The organism is Parasphingomonas zepuensis (genome assembly GCF_036663735.1).
Classification (GTDB): domain Bacteria; phylum Pseudomonadota; class Alphaproteobacteria; order Sphingomonadales; family Sphingomonadaceae; genus Sphingomonas.
The window spans coordinates 180,477-201,742 of record NZ_JAXOJO010000003.1; the positions used below are offsets into that span (position 1 = coordinate 180,477).

Genomic DNA, 21,266 nt, shown 5'->3' on the forward strand with positions numbered 1-21,266 from the left:
TGGGGAGGTGGCTGACGGGTGATGATGACTGAAACGATGCGCTGGTTCGGCCCTTCCGATCCCGTTACCCTGCGCGATATCCGCCAGGCCGGCGCGACCGGCATCGTGACCGCACTGCACGAGATCGCCAATGGGGACGTCTGGCCACGTGATGCGATCGCCGCGCGCAAGGCACAGATCGAAGGGGCAGGTCTTACCTGGCCAGTCGTCGAAAGCCTGCCGGTCCATGAGGGGATAAAGACGCGCAGCGCTGACTGGGACGCGCTGATTTCACACTATTGCCGCAGTCTCGAAAATCTCGCGGCGTGTGACATCCGCACGGTGACGTATAATTTCATGCCGGTGATCGATTGGACCCGCACCGATCTGGCATGGCCGATGCCGGACGGCGCCCTCGCCCTGCGTTTCGAACTGGAGGCGGCAGCGGTCTTCGACCTGCACATCCTGCGGCGTTCCCATGCCGAGCGCGACTACACGCCTGCCCTGATGGATCGCGCCGCACGCCGCTTCCACGCGATGACCGACGAGGCGCGCGGCTTGCTAGAGCGAACGATCATCGCCGGTCTGCCGGGCAGCGAGGAAAGCTTCACCGCCGACCGCTTCCGTGATGCGCTGGCGCAATACGACCATATCGACGCCGAAACGCTCCGCGCCAATCATGTCGCATTCCTGGAGGCGGTGTGCCCGGTTGCCGATGCGCTGCGGATCCAGCTCGTGGTTCATCCGGACGACCCTCCCTTCGCCTTGTTCGGTTTGCCGCGCGTCGTCAGCACCGAGGCGGATGTGGCGACCTTGTTCGCGCGCGTGCCCAACCGCTCGAACGGCCTGTGCTTCTGCGCCGGATCGTTCGGCGCGCGAAGCGACAACGATCTGCCGGGCATGATCGATCGGCTGGGCGAGCGCATCGGCTTCGTCCATCTCCGCTCGGTCCAGCGCGAGCGCGATGGCGCGTTCCACGAGGCCGCGCATCTCGAGGGCGACGCCGACATGGCCGCCCTGGTCGCCGCCATCCATCGGCTGCAAGCGCGCGAGGGGCGCTCGATCCCGATGCGACCCGACCACGGCCATCAGATGCTCGATGATCTGTCGAAACACACACAGCCAGGCTATTCGCTGCTCGGGCGGATGCGCGGCCTTGCCGAACTCCGCGGACTGGAGCGTGGCATCGCGCACATGGCGTTGCTGCCATGACGCGCCCGCTCAGCCTCTCGCCCGATCGCTTGTTGTCCAGCGATCCAGACCAGTGAGCCTGGACGGTTCGACACAGGCGACGGATCCCGGCCCGGCCAAGGCTGGAGGCAACGTTCGCTGGGTCATCTGCGCCTTGCTGTTCTTCGCGACGACGATCAATTATATCGATCGCCAGGTCATCGGCATCCTTAAGCCCACGCTGCAGGGCGAACTCGGCTGGTCCGAGACAGATTACGGCATGATCGTCTTCTGGTTCCAGGCGGCCTATGCGATCGGGCTACTCGCCTGCGGACCACTGATCGACCGGGTCGGTTCCAGGATGGGATATGCCGCGGCGATCACCTTGTGGAGCTTCGCGGCGATGGCGCACGCGCTGGTGCGGAGCCCCGGCGGCTTCTCGCTGGTGCGGTTCGCGCTCGGTCTGGGCGAAGCGGCGAATTTCCCCGCCGCAATCAAATCGGTCGCCGAATGGTTTCCCAAGAAGGAACGCGCGCTGGCTGCGGGCATCCTCAACGCCGGCGCCAATGTCGGCGCGATCGCGACGCCGATCGTCGTGCCGGTAATTGCGCTCAATTACGGCTGGCGCGCCGCATTCCTGGTGACCGGGCTGCTCGGCTTCATCTGGCTGGCTGCCTGGCTGTACTTCTACCGCCCGCCCGAACGACATCCGCGCATCTCCGCACAGGAACGTGCCTATATCGGCGCCGATCAGGAGAATGATGCCGGCAGCGCGCCGATTCCGTGGCGCAAGCTGTTCCGCTATCGCGGCACCTGGGCCTTCGTGAGCGCGAAATTTCTCACTGACCCGGTCTGGTATCTGTTCCTCTTCTGGCTGCCCGATTTCTTCGCCAAACGCCACGGTCTCGATCTCAAGACGTTCGGTCCCCCGCTGATCGCGGTGTATCTGCTGGCGGATGTCGGCAGCATCGGCGGCGGCTGGCTATCGTCGGCGCTGATCAAGCGCGGTTTCAGCATCAATGCCGGCCGCAAGCTGGCATTGCTGGCGTCCGCGATCCTCGTCCTGCCGATCGTCTTCGCCAGCTCCGTTTCCAGCCTGACCGCTGCCGTGGCGATCATCGGCCTCGCCGCCGCCGCGCATCAGGGCTGGTCGTCAAATCTCTACACCATGGTGTCCGACACCTTCCCCAAGAGCTCGGTCGCGTCCGTCATGGGCATTGGCGGCGCCGCGGGCGCGATCGGCGGCATGATCATGGCTCGCTATGTCGGCCAGGTTCTCGAATCCGTCGGAACCTACGTCCCTGTCTTCCTCTGGGCCGGCGGCGCCTATCTAGTCGCTCTGTTGATCGTGCACCTTCTCCTGCCGCGTCTCGACGGTGCGCCGCCGCCCGCGTCCGCTGGTGAGCCTTGAAAGGGTACGTTTCAGCAGCGACTTCGGGCGTTCTTCCAGCAGCCTCGCGGCGCGCTCCGCCGCCTCGTCCGACGGGGCATGGATATCCGACCGACGACCAAGGCTTGGGTCCGGAACGCCACCTCTACCGGGATGAAAAAGTCAGCTAGCGTGCACGCTCCGCTGAGCCCAGATCATGAGACAATGCCGAGGCGGCATCGCGGACCGCGCCCTGAAGCGCGGCGCGCCGACCGTAATCCACTTCACCCGCAGGACTGGATACCGCGATAGCGGCCACCACGTTTTGCGTGACATCAAGCACGGGGGCCGCCGCACAGAAAATCTGGCGTGCTTCCTCCTCGCCGGCAGCAAGTTCGGCGTTGATAAGAGCCCGTCCTATTGCTGAATCGAGCGACTGCAGCTCACCGACACGACGCCCAACGATCGTGCGCCGCCTGCCCGGGACGACGTCGAGATGCAGTGCCGCGCCTCCACTCATGGCCACCAGGCTCACGGTATCCCGCGTCACCGCCGCAAGAGCATCGAGATGGGGCCGCGCCGTCGGAATCAGATCGAGCTGGCGCTGCGCCTCGAAGCCGATCCGCAATGCCGACGGGCCGAGTCGGTAGCCGCCGCGCCGGATCGGGACGAGATAGCCCCTCTCCACCAATACGCCGGCAATGCGATGCGTCGTACTGAAGGTGAGGCCGGTCGTGGCGATCAGGTCGGTGGGGTAAGCGTCCCCCGCAGCGACTGCCTCGATCAGATCGAGGCCTCGTTGCAGCGTTTTAGACGCACTACGCCCGATAGCCGCGTCACCGCATTGGATGCTGGTTTGAGCGGCATCGTCGCCATTGCCGGTCATTTGGACACATTGATGGTGCTGGACAGTCGAAGATCGTCCGAGGAGGATCCGACCATCAGCTGATAGGCCCCCGCCCTTACCTGCCAGCTTTTCGAGGCAATGTCGTAAAACGAGAAGGCGCGCGGATCGAGCGTGAGTTCTACACGCCGTTTGCCGCCGGCCGGGATGTCGATCTTCGCGAAGGATCTGAGCTGCTTTTTCGCCTCGTTCGCTAGGGGAACCGTGGGCGCGACATAAAGCTGAACCACCTCCTTGCCGGCACGCGAACCACTATTCTGCACCGTCAGCCGCACCTTTACGGGCTTCCCCGCCTGAGTTTGGCGCGGCGCCTGCAAGTCGGAATAGACGAACTGCGTGTAGGAAAGGCCGTGACCGAACGCGAAGAGCGGTTCCACGCCTCGTGCCTCAAATCCTCGATAACCGAGGAGCAACCCCTCCCTATAAGCGCTCTTCGGGTTCTTCAGGTCGACCGCATCGTCTTCGGTCCGGGCGGGGAAAGAAACGGGCAGCTTGCCCGAGGGGCTGACCCGCCCGAACAGGATATCGGCCAGCGCCGCCGATCCGCCTTCGCCGGGCAGCCACAGATCGAGGATCGCCGGGACCTTGTCGTGCCACGGCATCGTCATCGCGGCACCGGCATTCAAGACGACGACGGTACGCGGATTGGCCGCGGTGATCGCCTCCACCAGCCGGTTCTGATCGCCTGGCAGGTCGAGCGACGTGCGGTCATAGCCTTCGCCCTCGGTCGTCGACGAAGAGCCGACCAGGACGATCGCTGCATCGGCTGCCCGCGCCGCGGCAATGGCGGTATCGATCGATGGGCGCGGTTCGCGGACGCCGAAGCTCAGATACTCGTAAGGCGTCTGGCCGGTCCTGTAATCGAGGCGGATCGGATAGCCCCGCCCTGCGACCAGATCGACAGTTACGGTACGCCTGGGAATCGGGAAGCCCAGCACGTCGCGGACATCCGGTACGGACGCGGTAGCCTTGTCGAGAATGGTCCTGCCGTCGAGCGTGATGGTCGCATTGCCCGTGCCACGGACGCTGAACTCGTGCGGTCCGGACGTTCGTGGCCAGAAGAACCCTTCCCATCGGAGCGCGCTATAGCCAGTGACCTGCGGCCCGGCGACATTGCCACTGATCCGCTTCAGGAAGCTGGTGGCGCGCTCGCTCCGCACCGGCGTTCCCGAGGCGTCCGCGGTGGCAAAATAGGTGGCGGCCATGCCGGTTTCGGCGCGATCCGCCCCGGGGCTGAACATGGCGGGCAAGGCGGCAGGCGGCGTCTCCTCATTGTCGACCCCCTTGGCATAAATCACGTCGACACCCGGCAATGCCGCTCGCAAGGCCTGGAGCGGCGTCGTCATGGTATCGAACGGCTCGACGGCCGAGCTTCCGCCGCCCTGGATTCGCGACACATCGGCATTGGGGCCGATCACGGCCAGCGAGCGGATTGACGGATCGAGCGGCAAAATCCCCGCATTTTTGAGCAGCACGATCGCTTCTTCCGCCGCCTTCCGCGCCACGGCGGCATGGCGCAGCGCGCCCGGCTTCGTCGCGGGTGCCGCGCGATCCAATGCGCCGCTGCGTACGATCAGACGCACGATGCGGCCGGCATTATCGTCAATCTGCGCGAGACTCACCTTGCCCGCATCGACCGCCGCCTTCAGCTTGGCGCCGAAATTGGCCGGTGGCCCGGGCATCTCCAGATCCATGCCGGCGTTCGCTGCGGGCGCGGTGGAATGAGTGGCGCCCCAGTCCGACACGACGAAGCCCTTATAGCCCCATTCCTTCTTCAGCAGATCCGTCAGTAGCCAGCGATTGTCCGTGGCATAGACGCCGTTGAGCCGGTTGTACGACGCCATGACCGACCAGGGTTCGGCCTGCTTCACGACGATTTCGAACGCCGGCAGATAGATTTCGCGCAGCGTCCGCTCATCGACGACCGAGTCCACGACGAAACGATTGCTCTCTTGGTTGTTCGCCGCGAAATGCTTGATCGACACGCCAATGCCAGTGCCCTGAGCCCCGCGTACATAGCCGAGCGCGATCTGGCCGGTGAGCCAGGGGTCCTCCGAATAGGTCTCGAAATTCCGCCCCCAGCGCGGCGTCCGCACGATATTGACGGTCGGTGCAAGTAGGACATCGGCACCATGCGCGCGCGTCTCCAGGCCGATTGCCGCGCCCACCTCGCGTACGAGATCGGGATTCCAGGTTGCCGCCAGCGCCACGCCGACGGGGAAGACGGTGGCCGGCTTGCCTTCCGGCGACCTGACGCCGGTCGGCCCATCGGTCATGCGGATCGAGGGGATGCCCAATCGCGGGATCGCGTTGAGCGTCATTGAACTTTCCCCTGCCAGGAGGAGGATCTTCTCGTCCAGCGTCAGCCGCCCCATCAGGTCCGCGACGCGCGTCTCGATCGGCGCGGCGCGGTCCTTATAGGTCGGCGCGTGCTGCGGCGGGGCCGCATGGGTTGATCCGGACGATATGCCGATCATCAGCGCGAGAACCGCAATGCCGTTGCCAAGATACCGGCCACCTTTCTTCATTTGATCGCCGCCAGGTCAGCTTCGGCCTTGGCGAGAATCTCGTCGGTGAGCTTGCCGTTGGAATAAGGCTGGACCTGATGCAGGCTCAGCGCCTTGAACATCTCATATTCCGCCAGCGCGGTCATACCCGGAAAATTCTTGTCCATCACCGCCTTGCCGCGGTCGTCCGCCACGATCTCCTGGATCGGCGTGTCGAGCGTGAACTTAGCGCCGGTGGCCGGTGCAGGTGCCGGGGGCGTATCGGCCGGCGCTGCCGGCGTCGTCTGTGCGCTGGCGCCGGGAACGGTGGCGAAGGCCGCAAGGGCAGCGCCGATCAGGAAGGATTTCATCATTTCACCTCTCGCTTGTGGTCGGGGGTGGCTCAGTGGTGAGCCCGAGGTCCGCGATCATCGTCTCGCGGATCAGATATTTCTGAATCTTGCCGGTCACCGTGGTCGGGAAGGCATCGACCATCCGGATATAGCGCGGGATCTTGTAATGGGCGATCTGGCCGCGGCAGAAATCGCGCAGCGTATCCGGATCGGCCTCGGCGCCCGGCCGCAGCCTGACCCAGGCGCACAGTTCCTCGCCCATGCAGGGATCGGGCAGGCCCACCACCGCGACGTCCTCGATCCCGGGATGGCGGTAGAGGAAATCCTCGATTTCGCGCGGATAGATATTCTCGCCGCCGCGGATGACCATGTCCTTCAGCCGGCCGACGATATTGCCATAGCCCTCATCATCGATCGTCGCGAGATCGCCGCTATGCATCCAGCCGTCGCCATCGATCGCCTCGGCGGTCCGTTCGGGATCGTTCCAATAGCCAAGCATCACTGAATAGCCGCGCGTGCACAGTTCCCCCGGCTGACCAACCGGCACTACCGCGCCATCGGCATCGATCACCTTGCATTCGAGGTGCGGCAGCACCCTTCCGATCGATCCGACGCGTTGCTCGATCGGATCGTCAAGCCCGGTCTGGAAACTGACCGGGCTGGTCTCCGTCATGCCATAAGCGATCGTCACGTCACGCATGTTCAGCCGCCCGATCACCTCGCGCATCAGCGGTTCCGGGCAGATCGCGCCGGCCATGCAGCCAGTACGGAGCGAGGACAGGTCGAACGCAGCGAAGTCGGGATGGCCAAGGATGGCGATGAGCATGGTCGGTACGCCGTAGAGCGCCGTGCAGCGCTCTATCGCGACCGCGTTCAATACGGCGCCCGCATCGAACCCCGGCGAGGGATAGACCATCGCCGCGCCGTGCGTTAGGCTTGCGAGATTGCCGAGCACCATGCCGAAGCAATGATAGAGCGGCACCGGAATGCAGATCCGATCGTCCGGCTCCAGCACCATGCCCCGCCCGACGAAATAGCCGTTGTTGAGGATATTGCGGTGGGAGAGCGTGGCACCCTTGGGCAGACCGGTGGTGCCGCTCGTGAACTGGATATTGATTGCATCGTCCGGGCTTAGCCCGATCTCGATCCGGTCCATCTGAGCCCGCGCGCCCTGGCGCGGCGCCGCGATGTCGCTGAGTTGCACCCAGCCAGGCCGCGGGGCTCCGTCGATCTGGATGGCGCAGCGAAGCGCCGGCAGTCGTTCAGCGTTCAACCGACCCGGATCGCTGCCGCTCAATTCGGGCGCGAGGGCCTCGATCATCTCGACATAGTTGCTGGTCTTGAAGGTCTCGGCGGTGACCAGCGCGCTCAGGCCGACATGGTTGATCGTGAACTCGACCTCGGACAGGCGATAGGCTGGATTGATCGTGACGAGGATCAGTCCCGCGCGCGCCGCGGCGAACTGAGTCAGGGTCCATTCGGCGCAATTGGGCGCCCAGATTCCGATCCGGTCGCCCGGCTCCAGCCCGAGCGAGAGCAGGCCGGCCGCTAGCGCGTCGGCGCGCACCAGCAGCTCGGCATAACTCCAGCGCACGCCCTGCGCCACAGACACCAGCGCATCGCGCTCGCGCCAGAGCTGCGCCGCGCGGACCAGCGCCGCGCCGATCGTCATATCGAGCAGCGGTGGCCCCGCCGGCCCTTGAACATGGCTGTGCGAGAGCCGCGCCATGATCAGCTGGCCGGCGCCGAGCAGGTGAAGCGCGCCGCGTCGTCCGTTGAACCAGTGCCGTCCCACCGCGCGACCTTGGGATAAGCGCAGAGCGGCCGGGTGCGGAGCGGCTTGGTCGGAAATCCGAGATAGCCGAACAGGTCGCTGTCGAATTTGATGGCGGTCATCCGTTCCGGCGCCGGCCCACCCTGCCGCCAGGCATCGAGCGTGCCGAGCGCATCGAACACATTGGGCCCCGGTCCCATCAGGCAGTGGGACATGCCGGGCACCATGAACAGCCGCACCGAGCTGGCCGCACTCTTCGGGCTAGTCCGTTGCACCCGCCGATAATAGTCGATCGTGTTCTCAGGCGGGATCGCTGCGTCCTGCCAGCCATGGTAAAGGATCAGCTTGCCGCCGCGCCCGAAAAAGCCCCGCAGATCGGAATTGTCGGCATCGAGGTTGCGGCCCTGCAGGCGCTTCGCCAGCGGATAGTCGCGCCCCAGGTCGAAGCTCGAAATCTGCCATTCCGGATCGGAATGGATCATGTAGCGCATGAATTCGGTCGCGAACCGGCCATGCTGCGCCTTTGGTCCGGTCAGCCACAGGTCCCAGGTGCCGGACACTGCCTCGGCGCCGGGCTGGAAGCCGAAATAAAAGGGCTTGCCGTCCGCGCCGACCGGCCCGCGATAGAGCGCCCTGATTGCCTCGACCTGAGGCGCCGTCAGGCAATCGGTCCCGTCGCCGGCCTTGCATTGGAGCTCGGCCGGATCGAATCGGCACTGGCGCGGATCGTCGATCACGCCGTCGGCCACCCCGTCGAGCTTGTCGCATTTGGCCAGCGAGGCGGTCTGCAACAGTTTGAGCTTGGCGTTGGGAATGCTGGATTCAGGCCGCGCGAATACCGCCAGGTGATCCATTGCGAAGGCGCTGGTCATCCGTGTCCAGGGAATGGCGGGCGCGCCGGCGATGATCGCATCATAGTCGTCTGGGAATCGCTGTGCCTCCATCAGCGCCTCCCGGCCGCCGTCGGAACAGCCATGAAAATAGCTCGCGGCGAGCGGGGTCGTATAATACGCCGCGATCACCTTCTTGGCCGTCTCGGACGCAAGATGGTTAGCGCGCCAGCCGAAATCCTTGATCTTCTCGGGCGCATTCAGTGCCCATTTGGCATCGACGTCGCTTTCGCCGAAATGCCCCATATCGGTGCCGACCGAGGCATACCCTTTCTCAATTCCGCCGCGCATCAGCAGCGACGGCACGGTCAGGTTGCTCCCGAACCCGCCATTGCCGGCGCCGAGCAACTTGCCGTTCCACGCTGCGCGCTCCGGTAGCCATAGCTCGACCTTGATCGACGAACCCGGGGTCGGGGTGAGTATTGCCTGGACCCTGCAAAAGGCGCCGGGCGAAGGCAGGCCGGGTTTGCCCGCGTCAGTCGAAACGACCGCGCCCATGGCGACCGGCATTGCCGCATCGATCCGGCCGTTGCCGAGCGGCATGTCCGTCAGCGCCTCGCAGGTCCTGACTTTCTGCACTGCTATCGCGCGCGGCGCGCTTACGCTCGCCGAGCAGCCCGCGAGTACTGCGAATGCTCCAAGCGAGCCGAACCTTATAAGATCGCTCATTTGGTCAGCACCCCCTGAGATTGCATCCAGGACCGCATTCGAGCGTTCCATTCATCGGTCGGCTTGCCTTGGTGCTTCATACCGAAACCGTGGCCGCCTTTGGGATAAGCCACGAATTCGGTGCTGGCCCCGCTTGCCCGCCAGGCGGCTTCGAGCCGCCCGCTGTCGCTCCGCGCAATCGTGTCGTCATCGGCCACCAGCACGAACAAGGGCGGCGCATTCTTTGGCGCCACGATCGGATCGGGCAGCAGGCCGGGATAAATGGCCGCCGCAAAATCCGGCCGGCTGTCGGGATGGTTGGCCAGCATCGTCCAGACCGTTACGGCCCCGCCCGCCGAGAAGCCCATCAAACCGACGCGGTTTGGCTTGATGCCGAAACGCACGGCATTCCTGCGGACATATCGAACCGCGTCCTCGCCATCCGCGGTTGCCGCCGGGCGCAGCGGCTTAACCGCGGTAGCCAGTTCGGGGAGATGAGTCAGAAGCCGGAAGAAGTGCGGCACGAAGCGGTCATCGGTCTGCACCAGCCGATATTTCAGCACAAAGGCAGTGACGCCGATGCTGTTCAGCCAGTGTGCCACCGCCACGCCTTCGTTCTCGATCGACAGCATGTGGAAACCGCCGCCGGGCGCTATGATCACCGCAGTGCCGTTGGCGACCGCCGGATCCGAAAGATAGGCCGTCAGCGATGCATCGGAGACGTTGCGCACGATCTTGCCAAAGGGAAAGCGGCTTTCCGTCACTTCCGCCTGGGGAGCGGCCGGCGTGCCGGAACGAAGACGGATGACGTCCTGGGCATCTCCCGAAACGGTCACCGAAAGCAGGGCGAGCACGGCAAACAGGCTGCGCATACGGATTACCTTCATTGGGCGGCGTCGCGGACGGCGGCGATCGCGTCTAGGGCCGGGCTCGAGGCTGGCGCCACCCGCACCCCGCCGATCCCGATCTTGAGCATGGCTGGTGCCGCGGGATCGACCCGGCTCCAGGCGGGGATGCCCTTCCCGTTTGGATCCCCGGTTTTTGCGAAGTTGGTCCAGGCCGTCGCGAGGAGGTTGGCCGCGGCCTGGTCGGCCGCAGTCGGCGTGACATCGCCTCTCGCCAGATAGTCGAACTGAAAGATCACGTCGGTCGCGTGACCGGCGCCGATGCCGTCCTTACGCTTTGCTTCAGCGACGTAGCCGAAGCGATAGAGCCAGGTCGGCGATCCCGTCCGGGCATGGCGACGAGCGAGGGCGAGCGCGGGCTCGGTAAACATGATGTCGGCCGCCACATGGCGCTCGGCCTTTTCGGGCGCGCCATAGGCAGCGGTCACGGTTTTGGCCCCTGCCCCCAGACCAGCCAGGGCCGGCGTGTTGATCATCGGCAGGAACGCGGCGGGCACGAAACCAAGCTCGTCATCATTATTGCCGACGATGTACGGAATATGCGCCTGCTTGCCTTCGGCGAACAGGCGGTCAGCATCGCCTGGGATGATCGCTCCATCGGTGATCGGCCCAGAGTAACGATCCTGTTCCTTGTTGAGCAGGTTGATGCCGCCGATCGCCGTCGCGACCGGGAGCGCGCGCAAGGCCGCCGCGTCGGCATCTGGCGCGAAGGTCTTTCCCTTGGCTTCCGCTTCTGGAAGCGCCGGCCATTTGTCGCGGCCCCCGCCTGAAGAGGCGATCGCTTTGGCGAACAGCCCTTTTGCGGCCGGAGACGCCATCAGTCGAACGACTGCTTCACCGCCCGCAGACTCTCCAAAGATCGTCACATTGGCCGGATCGCCTCCGAAAGCGGCGATGTTCCTGCGCACCCATTGCAGTGCCGCGATCTGATCCATCAGGCCCCAATTGCCAGTGGGTTTGCCGATGGCTTCAGCGGTGAGCGCAGGATGGGCGAAGAATCCAAGCCTACCGAGCCTGTAATTGAAGCTTACCAGCACGACGCCACGACTCGCCAGCCGTGCCCCATCGGTCTCGACAAGCGCGCTCGATCCGCTGACGAACCCACCACCATGGATCCACAGCATCACCGGCAGCTTTGCCCCAGCCGCGGTCCTGGGCGTCCAGACATTGAGGAACAGGCAATCCTCGCTTGTCGGCTGGCCGCTGCCGGTCGCGCCGGGAATGGCGTTCTGCGGACAATCCGCCCCGAATTTCGATCCGTCACGTGCCTGTCTCCAGGCTGACGGCGCGGCAGGTGCGCGCCAGCGCAGGTCGCCGACGGGCGCGGCTGCATAAGGGATACCCTTGAAGGCGATCACACCCTCGGCCGAGACACCGTGCACCGGGCCGGACTCGGTCCGCACATCCTGCGCAGCCGCCGGCATGGCAGCCAATAGGGTTAGTCCGATCAATATCCGGATCATCGCGTCGCTCCGCCTTTGAAGTCGTAAATGCCCGGGCCAGTGCGGTAGACCGCGTATCCCGCTTCGCTACGGATAAACGTCGCGCCGGCCGGGGCGTTGACGGCGCCGAAGCGCACCGGCACCCAGATTTCGCCATCTGCATTCGGCGGCACCTCGGCCTGCAGGCTGAGCCTATGCCCCTCCACCCGCCACCGCGCCGCGGCGTGACCAAGCATCGTCTCCATCGTTGCTTCGGCGCTGGCGAGGCCATCGGGGATCGCCGGCTTGACCATCACGATCTTATAGCCGGGGGCGCCCGCCCGTAGTCCGGCGAGCCGCTGGCGCATCCAGTCTCCGATCGACGCGAAATAATGATGATCGCGGGATCGGCTGCCCAGGCCCCAGGTCTCGAACATCGTCGAATGGCCGTTCGCGATCCACCATCCCCAGCTCGGCTCGTCGATCCGCGTGGCGGCACGATAGGCCAGATCGGCATGACCATGATCGCTGAGCATTTCGAGCACGTAACGCGTGCCGAACACGCCCGTGCGAAGGCCTTGTTTCTCGACGTCGCGCGCGATCGCATCGGCAACGCTCTGCTCCCGGCCCCTGGGCGTCATGCCGAAGGCAAGCGGCAGGACATTCTGGATCTGGAGCGGCGGGCCGGCTACGCCCTTGGCGTCGATCGTACGGTACCAGCCGTTCTTGTCGTCCCAATAACGCGCATTGTAAGCGGCACGGATCGCCTCCGCGAGCGCGCGGTAGCGCACCGCGTCCGGCTCCTGGCCGATGATTGCGGAAGAGGTCGCGAGCAGATCCGCCTCATGAAAGAAATAGGCCGTGGTGACTGCATCGACACCACCCCCGCGAGCATTGAAGAAGTCGGCAGCCCCCGGCGGCGACCATTCGCTCAGGCCCTTGGCGCGGTAATAATCGGGGCCTGCGATGACGGTCGCGGTGTAATCGACCAGACGGCGCTGCATCTCGTGGTTGCGCGTCAGGACCCGCGTGTCGCCATAGCTGGTATAGAGTTCCCAGGGCAGGATCAGCGCGGCCACGTCCCACGGCGTGGTCGGCCCCCAGATCAGGCCCCAGCCCGGCGTATCCTCATACCCATAATAGGGCGTCGCAGGCACGATCTCGGGAATCTCTCCCTTGGGCGACTGCGCGTCGCGAAAATCGCCGAGCCATTTGGTCCACACCCGCGCGACGTCCAGGCTGCGCGCCGCCGCCCCGGCCGATGCCTGAGCATCGCCGGTCCATCCATTCTTTTCGTAGGTCGGCGTGTCTGTCTGGAAACCGTGCATGTTATTGAGGATCGTTGCCGTGCCCGCTTCATCGATTTTAGCCAGCAGCGGATCAGCGCTGGCAAAACTACCGGTCCTCGCGACGGCGGAATGCGCCACGTGGGCGGTCAACGTGGCGGCGGTCGGCGTACCTGAAAAGCCGTCGAGCTGGACGTAGCGGAAGCCGCGATAGCCGAAGCTTGGTTCCCAATGCTCCCGGCCCTTGCCGGCCAGCGTGTAGCGGTCAGTCTGGAGCTGCGCGTCGATGAGGCCGGAGGCCGGAATGACACGGCCCGCGACGTCGATCTGCTCGCCCGCGGTCATCGAGACCGTGGCGCCCCGCGCGCCCTGCACATGCAGCGCAGCCCAGCCCGCGATAATGCGACCGAAATCATAGACCCAGACGCCCGGCGCCACCTGCCTGACCGAGACCGGCGCCATCGCCTCCACCGGGGCGATCGGCTCGGCGTTGGCAGCAACCAGCGTACCTGTCGGCCCGGCGACGATCCGCGCCGCGCTCCAGCGGGCGGCGCGAAAGCCGGGCCTGTCCCAGCCGGTCGGGAGCAACCGCGCATCATAGCGTTCGCCGCGATGCACCGAGTCGCCGATCGTCGGACCGGACATGGTTCGCCAGTCGCTTCCGCTGGCGATCGTTTGAGCCGTGCCGTCGGCATAAGCGATCTCGAGCTGCGCTTTCAGGGCGGGCTCCGCATGCCATGGCGCGGCATGGAAATACCATTCATTGGGGTCGGTCAGCCCGTACCAGCCCCGGCCGAGTTCGGCGCCAAGCACATTCTGGCCGCGCCGTAGCAGCGTGGTCACGTCATAGGTGTAAGCCAGCACGCGCTTGTCATAGGCAGTGAATCCCGCTCCCAACGGCGAGCCGACCGTCGTGCCGTTCAGCACCATGCGCGGCATGCCCGCCCCGGCGAGATATAGCCGTGCCCGCGCGATCTTCTTGCCATCGAGCTGGAAGGCACGCCGAACGAGCGGTGCTGGCGCCTCGATCGGCAGGACCAGATCGATATTCCTGACGCCACTGGCAACGACCAGCCCCTCGACCGAAACGCTGCCGCCAGTGAAGGGGTTGTCGTTGCGCGCAAAGTCGACGCGCACCGCCGGGCTGCCGCTGCCGGAGACAGCGACCGCATGGATCACAGCCGCGCGTTCCTCCTTGCCGCTGAACCCGATCGTGCCATGGCCGTGCGTGCGATCCTCGAGGGTGTCGATCGCCTTGCCATCCAGGCTGGTGACGATCGAGGCACCGGTCGCCCGGATCGTCAGCCGATGCCGCCGGCCCTTGAGCGGCACCTTCAGGGGCACACGCTTCAGCACAACCGTTTTCACGGCGGCACTGGTGCCACCGGGATAGGTCCGTACGGCCTCGCTCAGCACGGCGCTGTCCTTGCCCTCACTCAGCGTCCAGACATAGGCATCGCCGTAGGTCTTGCCGTGGGGCAGCGCGCGGAACAGGATGTCGACCGCGTTTCCCGTGAGGGTGAAGTCGATGTCGAGCGCAACGTCGCTCCAGTCGTGGTCCCGCCGGTCGGGCCCCGATATCCATCGCGCCTGCCAGTCCGCCGGTGCAAGCAGGCCCATCTCCCACCAGGCCGGCGCGCTCCATCCGCTAGCGCGATCGGCGCTATCCCAGACCTGCACCTGCCACCAATATCGCCCCCGCGCCTGCAACGGCGGCCCGGCATAGGCGATCTGCGCGTTCGCATCGGACGCAACCTTGCCGCTGTCCCAGACCAGATCGCCCTTCTCCAGCTCTCGCGGGGAGGCAGCGACACGAATGCGATAGGCGGTCTGTCGGGCGACCGGCGATCGCCACGCCAGACGGGGCGCAGGCTCGTCCAGCCCGAGCGGCGCGTCGCTATATTCGACCTTGAGCTTTGTCGGCACGGCGTCCTGCGCGGCGCGCGCGGGCTGCATCAGCAACGGCAGCGCCGCCAGCAGAAGGATCAGGAAGCGGCCGCCAGATGAGCCGCCTCCCCTCTTCTCTCTCCAGATCCCCGGAAGCGCCAACACCCTCTCCCTAGAATTCGGTACGGACGCCGACCGAGACGATCCGCCCCAGCGTGCTGCCATTGGTGTAGCCATTCGCGCTGTTGAGATAGGGCGGATCCTGATCGAAGACGTTATCGACGTTGAGGGTCAGCGAGCTATTCGGAATCAAGGCGCCAAGATCGTAGCTGAAGAACAGATCGACCGTCTTGAACGATGAAACATGGCTCTGACTCGGAATACCGAGGATCGGATACCCGCCCCGATAATTCAGTGTCGCCCGTCCGGTAAGGTCGCCGACCCGGGCGCCGACGCCAGCGACAAGCGCCGTACGCCCGACGCCGTTCTTGAGATTGTCGCTGAACGGGCCGCCCGCCACTGCCGACGATTTGCGGTTCAGCGTGTAGGTGCCCGAGATGTTTGCATTGATCGAACCAAAGCCCGTGTCATGCGCATAACCGAGGTTAAAATCGATCCCGTCGGTATGGACTGAGCCGAGGTTGGTGCGCCGCGCGTCGAACAGCACATAGGGCGACGTGCCGACATAAAGGCTCGCTAGGTTCGGCGCGCCGGTGATGAGCAGATTTCCCGCCGCCGCCTGGGCCTGGGCCAGGGTCGGGCTCAGGATATAATAGCTGGCATAGTTCGGATCGGAATACAGCACCGGAGAGGTCACCGGCGGCACCGAGATCGCATCGGTGAACTTCACGTTCCAGTAGGTGGCGCTCGCGATGAGGCCCGGCACTGCCTTGGGCGCCCAGTCGAAGCCGACCGACCAGGTATCCGCCTTTTCCGGCCGCAGCGCGGGATTGCCGCCGGCGATCACGATCATCGGACGGAGGATGTCGAGCGGCGAGCTGTTGGCCGCTCGGTACGGACTGAACAGGAAGACCTGCACGCGCGAATCCGCGGTGCTCGTCGTATCCGCGAGGCTCGCCGCGTGGAACGACGTGCCGTAATTACCGCGCAGGGTGAAATCCTCGAACGGCTTGTAGGTGACGCCGACCTTGGGGTTCGTCGTGCCGCCTACATCGCTGTAATCGTCATGACGGACCGAACCCGAGACCTGCAGGCTGCGCATGCCTGGACCACCATTGCCGGCCCCGAAGATCGGGATCAGCAGTTCTGCATAGGCCGATTTCACATCGCGATTCGCCGACGAATTGATCGCACTGGTAAAGACATTGCGCCGATCCTGCGCGATGCGGGAATCGAGCTGTTCATAATGATATTCGGCACCGACCGCGAGCCGGATGTCGCCGCCTGGCAAAGTCGCCAGCGAGCCGTCCAGAATCAACCGTCCTTCGGCCAATGCCTGGGTGGCGTCGCCGAAATTCTCGAAATCGGCGATCGTCGCGAGCACCGCCGGGTTGGTCGCCGACAGATTATAGGGGTTGAGTGCTGTCGCGGTGGTCGTCCCCGCCAGCGCCAGTGTGGCCGCGGTCGAGTTGATCGTCTGCTCGCGCACGAGATTGTAGCTCTCCCCGAAATTCGCCATCGCGCGGAGCTGCCAGTTGCCGCCGAGGCCTATCGAGACACTCGGCGTCACGCCATAGGAATCGAACCGCGCCCGGCTGGTCGCGCTGTTGCCGAACACATCGGCAAACGACAGCGCGACGCTCTGGACCGGCGATACGCCGATCGGCCGGAAATAGGGGTTCGTGAAGACGATCGTACCCGTGAAGCCCGATTGCGTGCTGAGCGTCGTCGTGTCGCGTCGCGACCAATAAGCCGACATGTCGAAATTAACGCTGTCGCTCAGTCTCTGCGTTAGCCCGGCATAGACCGAATGCCGCCGCTCGCGCGGATAGATGTCGGCATAGTCGTTGCTGTCGCAGAGGTTGCTCGTGTTCGGCAACAGCCCAGGCAGCGCATAGCTGATGCCCGCGGCGGTGATGGTACCCGGCGCACAGGTAGTGGTCCTGAAATCGGTGCCACCCTTCGCCCGATTGTCCGCCGTGACATAGTCACGGTCGATGCCCAGGATATTGTCGTGCCAGGCATAGGCATAGGAGACGAAGAGCGACCCGCTGCCCCAGTCGCGACCGACCGTCAGATTGCCGTCCACGCCCCGATAATCGTCCCCGAAACTATAGCGGGCGCTGGCGCCGACGCCGTTGAAGCGCTTCCGGGTGATGAAGTTGATCACGCCGCCGATCGCATCCGATCCGTAGATGGCAGAACCGCCATCGGGCACGACCTCGACGCGTTCGATGATGTCCGGCGGAATGGCGGAGGGATCGAACGTCGTCTGGAGGACGCCCGCACCGACCATGCGGTGACCGTTGACGAGGACCAGGGTGGTAACGCCGCCCGATGCGCCGAGATTGCGGATGTTGGGGCGTACGACCGGAATGGCAAAGCTCGCCGATCCAGCCGGAACAGTCCCGAAATTGCCCACCTGAGGGATTGATGCGAGCAGATCGTTCGACGATGCGGCACCGCTGGCGAGCACATCGTCCCGGGTCACACCGATGACGTTGGTGCCGGTTGGGGCGACGCCGCGCAGGAGCGTACCCGTGACGACGATATCGGGGCCGGTGGCGGCATCGGCTTGGCCTTCGGGATCGAGGTCACGCCCGGGATCTGAATCCGTCTGCGCGGCAAGCAGCGGAGTCGTCTGCGCCTGAGCCAGACTTGCCCAGGCCAGTCCGCCGGTCAGCGCAACGATCGACACGCCCATGCGTAGCGACCGAAATCTCAAGACACCCAGTGCTGAATCGCCCCTCATTTCACCCTCCCCCACGCGCCACTGACGGGCGCTTGTTTGAACTGGAGGCGCGCTCGGCGGCTGCCGGCGTTTCCCCAGTCACGGTCCGTTCTTCGACGGATCGCATGACGGGCAGTAAGGGTACCGCGGACCCGCGTCAATATTTTTAAAAGAATGTACCGTTATTTGACATTGTCGATGATCGCACTCCTGAACTCGCCTCGGGCAACGGCGAGATGCGCGAGCGGGGAGCCGGTGGCGAGGGCGCGAACCTGCTTGCCGATGAAGACCGCCTGCATCCGCATCGCGGCGAGCGGACTCACCTCCGGCACCAGTAATTCCAGCTGGCGCTTCCACGCCTTGGTCTGGTCCATAATGACGTCCCACACGGCGGGCCGGAGCTCGAGCCGGCGCGACGATTCGAGGCCGATCGAATAAATCGCTATGGCAGCCCGGCCGTGCTGGGTAACTTCACGAACGAATACCGCAGCCGTCAGGTCGGCCAGGACGTCCAGCGGGGCGCCCGTCACCTGGGTGGATGTCACCATGTCGCGATATCGCCCCTTGGATCGCGCGAAAAGCTCCGCTTCGGCCGCTTTGAGCAATCCCTCGATCGACCCAAAATGATAAGCCGGCGCCGCGGTGGTCAGCGCACTTTGCGTCGCTACGGCGTTATAGGTGATCGCCCCTGCGCCTTGCGCGATGAGAAGGTCGATCGCGCCACCGAGGATCCGCTCCCGCGTCTCGCGAGCCTTGTTGGTGCGCCTCGCTGGTGATGCTGCCTTCGGGACAGGAGGTGCGTTGGCCGGCGCCCAGTCTCTGGCCGGATCGCCGCAGCCAGTGAGTACCGCGCTGAGTTCCGAGGTCGTCAGATCAAGCGGCAGGCTGATGAAGAGCAGTCCAATCATTGTATCGATCGCGGATTCGACCGCGTGGTCGCCGTGCGGGCCCGGCATTGCGCCGGCGAGGTCGCGCCAGACGGCCAGCAATTCGCGAAACCACCCATCGGCAAGCGCATTTCCTTCCGGGCTGCGCGCGGCATCGAGGATGATCTCGCACCATGCGAGCGCTGCTTTGCGATTGCGGCCAGTGGCGTTGGTCAGAAGCCTCGCTGCGAACCCGTTCAAATCTGTTTCGAGACCTGCGCCGCGCCGCTGCCGCTCGGCCGCGCGTCGGAACGCCTGGACATAGCCGTCCAGCAACCGACTGGCCGCGTCTGCGATCATGTCGCGCTTCGTGGCATAATGATAGGTGGTGGCGGCAAGCGACACGCCGGCCGCTGCGGCGACGAGGCGATGTGTAAGTCGGCTCGATCCCGCATCAGCCAGCACGGTAATGACCGCATCCGCGATCCTCGCCCTGGTCCGCGCCGAGCGGTCGCTTTGCCGGTTCTGGTTACGCTGATTTGGCTGCTGCGCGGCAGCAGTCTTTGTCGATGCCACGATTAATCCCCTGTCCGCCACCGTTCTAGCAGCTTGCAACCTCATAAGGGCGCCGCAACCATATGACTCGGGCCGGGAGGCCGGTGGGGTAGCCCATCGAATAAATGGCGCTGCGTCAAAGCGCCTGACCAAATCGAAAAACAACAGCCGGTCTGTCGAATGTTGTGGGTCACCACTGATGTGACATCTCCTAACCCTTCGGTTCAATATCGCTTCCTCTCGATTGTGGAAGGACGCATTGGCCGGCAAGTCCGCCTTTGATCTGGCAGCATGTTGACCCACAAGCCACGTCGGGTAGACATATTTTGAATATCTGTACAGGCTTATGGTTTCAGCGCCTGGACACGGCCGGAAACCAGTCCAGCCACGGTCGGTGCCATTCTTGGATCGTTACCGCTTAATGCGATGCGACGCGCCCTCACTTGAACAGGCCCGCGCTTATGTCATCTGCCTCGCCCATGCGCGCCAGATGGACGAGGCCGCGCGGAAGCACTGGGCCGATGCCATCGCCCGAAGGCAAAGCGCGAATATCGACGCACCCACGCGCCGTCCATCTCACCGCGAACCATGAGGCGGGATATCTCGAGCATTTGCCGCCGTTATGCGCTCGCCCAGGCTGCCTGCGACCGAATACTCCTGAACCAGTCGAGTTGCGGGTATGCCGAAGAGGGGTCGCCCGATAATTTGCCTGATCTCGATCAGGCAGCAACGGTTCAGGTCGGGCGTCAGCTGAGCCGATGGCGCTATCGGCCGCGAACCCAGCGCGGCTGACGGCTGACGTCATCGTCAAATGGCCGTGGCAGATAAATCCAATGTTCCACTATCGATGCCCGCTCAAATGTTGCCGCTACGGTCACGCGGGTGATGAGCGGCCCGGTGTCCGGCCTTAGAGCATTTCCAGTGCAACCCGTGCGCGCGGCGCGGGGAATGCAGCGTCCAGTCTGCCCAGCACGCTCTCGTCCAATACGACATCCGCCGCTGCGCGGTTCTCGCGAACATGCGACACGCGACCGGCCTTCGGAATAGCAATCACCCGAGGCTGGCGCAGTGTCCAGGCGAGCGCGACCTGTGCCGGACTCAAACCCAGGTCCGAGGCGATTCCGGACAGGATATTATTGCGTACCAGCCGCCCTTGTTCGACGGGGCTATACGCCATCGCCGTCATATGCTGATCAGCGAGCCACGGCAGCAACAGGTGCTCAGGACCACGGCGGGTGAGATTGTACAGGATCTGGTTCGTGGCGCACCCGGCCCCACCCGCCTCGACGAGCTCGACCATATCATCGCTGTCCAGGTTGCTGACGCCCCAATATCGTATCTTGCCCGCGCGCTGGAGCGCTTCCATCGCCTCGATTGTCTCGGCGAGTGGCACGGAACCGCGCCAGTGCAAGAGGTACAGGTCGATCCGGTCGGTGCCAAGCCGCCGCAGGCTTGCCTCGCACGAACGACTCAACCGCTCCCGGGAGGCGTTGTGGGGATAGGCCTTGCTGACCAGGAAAACGCCGTCCCTGAGGCCCGTGATCGCTTCGCCCACCAGATGTTCGGCGGCGCCCTCGCCATACATTTCTGCGGTGTCGAGCAGCGTCATGCCGAGGTCAATGCCGGTGCGCAACGCGGCTATTTCGTCAGCGCGTCGGTCGGCGCGCTCCGCCATTTTCCAGGTGCCCTGACCGAGACAGGGAATTGTCTCTCCCCCGGGCAGATCGACCGTTCGCATCTACGTTCTCCAACCGGACGAGTTACCGTCAAACCGAGTGAACATACCATCCGGCATTTCGGCGCCGGGCTGGCAACGGAGCGCAAATGTATCGCGCACGACGTCTGCAACGCGAGCGCGCTCTCCTGGCGAACAGCATAGCAACGACCAGTTCGCTTGTCCGGTTCGGCGGCGCTCATGGAAA

Annotated in this window: 13 protein-coding genes; 2 read left to right on the top strand and 11 right to left on the bottom strand. The window is 64.7% G+C overall.

What is annotated here, in order from left to right:
• Window positions 1–24: 24 nt before the first annotated feature.
• Window positions 25–1,191, top strand: a complete 1,167-nt coding sequence (gene uxuA, locus U1769_RS12100) for a mannonate dehydratase (RefSeq protein ID WP_332716137.1) — start codon at window positions 25–27, stop codon at window positions 1,189–1,191.
• A 52-nt stretch (window positions 1,192–1,243) separates the two neighbouring features.
• Complete coding sequence (locus U1769_RS12105; protein ID WP_443030343.1) at window positions 1,244–2,560, top strand: MFS transporter; 1,317 nt, start codon at window positions 1,244–1,246, stop codon at window positions 2,558–2,560.
• Between the two features lie 145 nt (window positions 2,561–2,705).
• Here the strand turns inward: U1769_RS12105 and U1769_RS12110 are convergent, their stop codons facing one another.
• The 11 genes from U1769_RS12110 to U1769_RS12160 form a co-directional block, all read right to left on the bottom strand.
• Entirely contained in the window at window positions 2,706–3,404 is a 699-nt protein-coding gene (locus tag U1769_RS12110; protein WP_332716139.1) for an IclR family transcriptional regulator, read from the bottom strand.
• Window positions 3,401–5,950, bottom strand: coding sequence for a beta-glucosidase (locus U1769_RS12115; protein ID WP_332716141.1), 2,550 nt, complete (start codon window positions 5,948–5,950; stop codon window positions 3,401–3,403). The genes U1769_RS12110 and U1769_RS12115 overlap by 4 nt, the downstream gene beginning before the upstream one ends.
• Window positions 5,947–6,282 carry a hypothetical protein gene (locus tag U1769_RS12120; RefSeq protein WP_332716143.1) on the bottom strand — a complete coding sequence of 112 codons (336 nt, stop codon included), beginning with the start codon at window positions 6,280–6,282 and terminating at the stop codon, window positions 5,947–5,949. The genes U1769_RS12115 and U1769_RS12120 overlap by 4 nt, the downstream gene beginning before the upstream one ends.
• 1 nt (window position 6,283) lies before the next feature.
• The gene (locus U1769_RS12125) at window positions 6,284–7,990 is read right to left on the bottom strand and encodes an AMP-binding protein (protein WP_443030359.1); all 1,707 of its coding nucleotides are present in this window, start codon (window positions 7,988–7,990) and stop codon (window positions 6,284–6,286) included.
• Between the two features lie 2 nt (window positions 7,991–7,992).
• Complete coding sequence (locus tag U1769_RS12130) at window positions 7,993–9,594, bottom strand: tannase/feruloyl esterase family alpha/beta hydrolase (RefSeq protein ID WP_332716145.1); 1,602 nt, start codon at window positions 9,592–9,594, stop codon at window positions 7,993–7,995.
• Entirely contained in the window at window positions 9,591–10,445 is an 855-nt protein-coding gene (locus U1769_RS12135; protein ID WP_332716147.1) for an alpha/beta hydrolase, read from the bottom strand. Before U1769_RS12135 ends, U1769_RS12130 begins: the two co-directional genes overlap by 4 nt.
• 11 nt (window positions 10,446–10,456) lie before the next feature.
• A complete protein-coding gene (locus U1769_RS12140; RefSeq protein ID WP_332716150.1) occupies window positions 10,457–11,941 on the bottom strand; it encodes a carboxylesterase/lipase family protein in 1,485 nt (494 codons plus the stop codon).
• Window positions 11,938–15,234, bottom strand: coding sequence for a family 78 glycoside hydrolase catalytic domain (locus U1769_RS12145; RefSeq protein ID WP_332716152.1), 3,297 nt, complete (start codon window positions 15,232–15,234; stop codon window positions 11,938–11,940). Before U1769_RS12145 ends, U1769_RS12140 begins: the two co-directional genes overlap by 4 nt.
• Window positions 15,235–15,244: 10 nt before the next feature.
• Window positions 15,245–17,944 (bottom strand): TonB-dependent receptor, encoded by a 2,700-nt coding sequence (locus U1769_RS12150; protein WP_332716154.1) that lies wholly within the window; start codon window positions 17,942–17,944, stop codon window positions 15,245–15,247.
• Window positions 17,945–18,105: 161 nt separating this feature from the next.
• Complete coding sequence (locus U1769_RS12155; protein ID WP_332716157.1) at window positions 18,106–19,509, bottom strand: TetR/AcrR family transcriptional regulator; 1,404 nt, start codon at window positions 19,507–19,509, stop codon at window positions 18,106–18,108.
• A 742-nt stretch (window positions 19,510–20,251) separates the two neighbouring features.
• Window positions 20,252–21,082 (bottom strand): aldo/keto reductase, encoded by an 831-nt coding sequence (locus U1769_RS12160; protein ID WP_332716159.1) that lies wholly within the window; start codon window positions 21,080–21,082, stop codon window positions 20,252–20,254.
• Window positions 21,083–21,266: the final 184 nt, after the last annotated feature.

Bases quoted from the DNA above. Each gene is read 5' to 3' on its own strand.
- U1769_RS12110 (WP_332716139.1), bottom strand. From the start codon at position 3,404: ATGACCGGCAATGGCGACGATGCCGCTCAAACCAGCATCCAATGCGGT.
- U1769_RS12125 (WP_443030359.1), bottom strand. From the start codon at position 7,990: ATGGCGCGGCTCTCGCACAGCCATGTTCAAGGGCCGGCGGGGCCACCG.
- U1769_RS12160 (WP_332716159.1), bottom strand. From the start codon at position 21,082: ATGCGAACGGTCGATCTGCCCGGGGGAGAGACAATTCCCTGTCTCGGT.
- U1769_RS12140 (WP_332716150.1), bottom strand. From the start codon at position 11,941: ATGATCCGGATATTGATCGGACTAACCCTATTGGCTGCCATGCCGGCG.
- U1769_RS12115 (WP_332716141.1), bottom strand. From the start codon at position 5,950: ATGAAGAAAGGTGGCCGGTATCTTGGCAACGGCATTGCGGTTCTCGCG.
- uxuA (WP_332716137.1), top strand. From the start codon at position 25: ATGACTGAAACGATGCGCTGGTTCGGCCCTTCCGATCCCGTTACCCTG.
- U1769_RS12135 (WP_332716147.1), bottom strand. From the start codon at position 10,445: ATGCGCAGCCTGTTTGCCGTGCTCGCCCTGCTTTCGGTGACCGTTTCG.
- U1769_RS12120 (WP_332716143.1), bottom strand. From the start codon at position 6,282: ATGATGAAATCCTTCCTGATCGGCGCTGCCCTTGCGGCCTTCGCCACC.
- U1769_RS12130 (WP_332716145.1), bottom strand. From the start codon at position 9,594: ATGAGCGATCTTATAAGGTTCGGCTCGCTTGGAGCATTCGCAGTACTC.
- U1769_RS12150 (WP_332716154.1), bottom strand. From the start codon at position 17,944: ATGAGGGGCGATTCAGCACTGGGTGTCTTGAGATTTCGGTCGCTACGC.